This window comes from Bradyrhizobium sp. P2_E8 (genome assembly GCF_056403875.1).
This window is the reverse complement of the sequence record NZ_JBFUES010001280.1, coordinates 1-1,799: the sequence shown is the minus strand read 5'-3', so window position 1 is coordinate 1,799 and position 1,799 is coordinate 1. Positions and strand designations below refer to the sequence as shown.

Here is a 1,799-nt window from a genome sequence, read left to right as displayed (position 1 = left end):
GCGCTGATGATCCCCGCCGCCTGGTATGCCGGGCGCGTCGACAGGATTCCGCTGCCGAAGCCGTCCGCCGACGACATCGGCGACGCCACGGCCGCGACGGCGGCGAAGACGGCGTTCGGCAATGCCTCCTTCGTGGTGATGACCTGCGCCTATCTCGTCTGYGGCATGCAGCTTGTGTTCCTGACCACGCATCTGCCGTCTTATCTCGCGATCTGCGGTCTCGATCCGATGCTGAGCGCGCAGACGCTCGGCATGATCGGCGGCTTCAACGTGCTGGGCTCGCTGTTCTTCGGCTGGGCCGGCCAGCGCTGGAACAAGCTCGCGCTGCTGGGCGCGATCTACATCCTGCGCTCGCTCGCGCTCGCCTGGTACTTCATGCTGCCGGCGACGTCGTTCTCGACGCTGCTGTTCGGCGCCATTATGGGCTTCCTGTGGATGGGAGTAGGGCCGCTGGTGGCAGGCGCGGTCGCCGAGATGTTCGGCCTGCGCTGGCAGGCCATGATCCAGGGCCTTGCCTTCATGAGCCACCAGATCGGCAGCTTCCTCGGCGCTTACGGGGGAGGGGTGCTGTATGACGCGCTCGGCTCGTACACGATGGCCTGGCGCATCGGCGTGGCGCTGGGCCTCGCCGGCGGTATCGTGCAGGTCGCATTCGCGCTGATCCGGCCGTCGCAACCGCCGGCGCCGGTGCTGCGGACGGCTTAACCGGACGCGAGCTCACAAGGCTCACGGGTTTGGCGCGCATCGGCGACCCTGGGAGTCGCACGTGGTCCGACGCGGAGCTTCCTGCCTGAACCTCACGCGCGGGTTGATGTCACAATAGGTGTTCGACCGGCCGGACGCCGATGCCAGGCACTGCTCTCTCGTCACATACATGCAGTCGCCGGAATAGCCGAGCTGGCCACCGAAGACGCACCAAGGATAGTCGCGTTCAGCGTTTGCGGCGGACGAAAGCCCCACCAGCATGAAGACAACGAACAAAGCGAGTCGCATTCGACCCTCCATCATCTAAAAGCCGACAGATCATAGAGCATTCTGAAAACAATTGGAGCCTGAAAGGAGCCGGCCCGGCTTTGCTGGCCGTTGCCGCCGGCATTGTCCAGATCGCGTTTGCGCTGATCGGGCCGACTCCGCCGCCCCTGTTGCGAACGGCGTAGCCAGACGGAAGACGCCTGTCAGAGCTTGCTAGGACGCCGCGACGTTCACCTTGACCGAGACGGGAAGCGGAAGGTGCAGTCCCCGAACCAGCGCGTGATGTCGCGATGCCGGCTGTGTTTCCGGAAGCTTCCCGAAATACGAGAGGGTTTGCATCAGCGCGCATCTGACGAGGTGCGAGCCGTGCGGTGCGTAGCACCGCGCGGAGAGCCCGAAGGATGATGTTTTGGGCATCTATATGTTCATGCTGAAATGCAGACGGCTCCTTCTATATCGGGAGCGCGACCGGCGAAGATGTGTCCAAGCGAGTCGACGAGCACAATGCCGGTGCTTATCCGGGGTACACTTTTTCGCGGCGCCCGGTCGTTTTGGTGTGGTCCGAGTATTTCGATCGGATAACTGACGGGATCGCTGTCGAGCGGCAGCTCAAGGGCTGGAGCAGTCAAGACGGAAGCTTTTGTTCGCTCGGACTGGAAATCGGTGAGCCAGTTTGCGCGCCGTTGCGCTGGAGCGCCTAGGCCGAAGAAGTAAGAGGCGATGCGGCTGCCGGGGCCGTTCATCCTTCGAGGCTCTCCAAACGGCGCGTTGCGCCGCTTGGCTCGCACCTCCAGCGACAACGGCTTCGCCGTTGCGCGGGGATGACG

General features: G+C 63.9%; 3 protein-coding genes. 1 reads left to right on the top strand and 2 read right to left on the bottom strand.

The features are described 5' to 3' along the window. On the top strand, nucleotides 1–705 hold a 705-nt coding region (locus tag AC1D00_RS39540; protein WP_477014420.1), incomplete at its 5' end, for an MFS transporter. A 21-nt stretch (nucleotides 706–726) separates the two neighbouring features. Here AC1D00_RS39540 and AC1D00_RS39535 read toward each other — a convergent pair. After that, nucleotides 727–993: a DUF3551 domain-containing protein gene (locus tag AC1D00_RS39535; RefSeq protein ID WP_404557021.1), complete on the bottom strand. Its 267-nt coding sequence runs from the start codon at nucleotides 991–993 to the stop codon at nucleotides 727–729. Between the two features lie 404 nt (nucleotides 994–1,397). Beyond that, nucleotides 1,398–1,799: hypothetical protein (locus AC1D00_RS39530; protein WP_477014419.1), on the bottom strand; the 402-nt coding region annotated here is incomplete at its 5' end.